The sequence below is a fragment of the Rhodococcus sp. MT28 genome (assembly GCF_058792695.1).
Window position 1 is genome coordinate 1 of record NZ_JBXAFD010000063.1, and the last position, 1,265, is coordinate 1,265.

Below are 1,265 nucleotides of genomic sequence, written 5' to 3' on the forward strand. Positions count from 1 at the left end.
ATGAGGGAGTTGCCACCCAACTCGAAGAAATCATCATCCAACCCCACCCGATCAACACCCAACACACCCACAAACGCCGACGCCACCACCAACTCCACCGACGACACCGGAGCCCGAAACACCCGAGCCTCAAACACCGGCTCCGGCAACAACGCCCGATCCAACTTCCCCGACGAATTAAGTGGGAACGCATCCAACACCACCACAGCAGCCGGAACCATATAACCCGGAACCCGCTCCCCCACAAACCCCCGCAACACCGACACATCCACAACCGACCCCACCGCCGGCACCACATACCCCACCAACTGATCACCCATCACCGACCCACGCACCACCACCGCAGCCGACAACACCGACCCATGCGCCGTGAGCGCCGCCTCGATCTCCCCCAACTCGATCCGCTGACCACGGAACTTCACCTGAAAATCAGTACGACCGATGTACTCCAACTCACCAATCGAGTTCCAACGGACCAAATCACCCGTCCGATACATCCGCTCACCCGAACCGAACGGCGACGCCACAAACCGATCCGCACTCAAATCCGGACGACCCACATACCCCCGAGCCAACTGCACACCCGACAAATACAACTCACCCGCAACACCCACCGCAACCGGCCGAAGGCGCGAATCCAACACAAACACCCGGCAATTCCACTCCGGCACACCAATCGAGACCACCGACCCCGACCCGGCAGCCGTCACATCCGCAAACGTAAACGACACCGCCGCCTCAGTCGGACCATACAAATTATGCAACCGCGCCGACGACACCAACCCGAACTCACGCACCGCCTCCACCGGCAACGCCTCACCGATCACCAACACATCACGCAACGAACCCAACAACCCCGGATCCACCAACGACGAAAACGTCGACAACATCGTCGGCACAAAATCCGTCACCGACACACCCTGATCATCAATCACCGACGCCAAATACCCCGGATCCCGATGACCATCAGCCGACGCCAACACCAACACCGCACCCACCCGCAACGGCATGAAAAAACCCCACAACGACACATCGAACGTCGTCGCCGTCTTCTGCAAATACACATCAGACGACGTCAAGCGATACTCGCCCTGCATGAACTCGAGCTGATTCACAATCGCCGCATGCGAGACCGCCACACCCTTCGGCCGACCCGTCGACCCCGACGTGAAAATCACATACGCCGTATTCGACGCCCGCAACGGCGACAACCGATCCACATCCAACACCCGCGCACCCGAAAAACCAGACACATCAACAACATC

At 59.4% G+C, this 1,265-nt stretch carries 1 protein-coding gene; it reads right to left on the minus strand.

Features of this window, described 5'->3' with window-relative positions; translation table 11 throughout:
- On the minus strand, positions 1 to 1,265 hold a 1,265-nt coding region (locus AC1Q6C_RS33600), incomplete at both ends, for an AMP-binding protein (protein WP_492667127.1).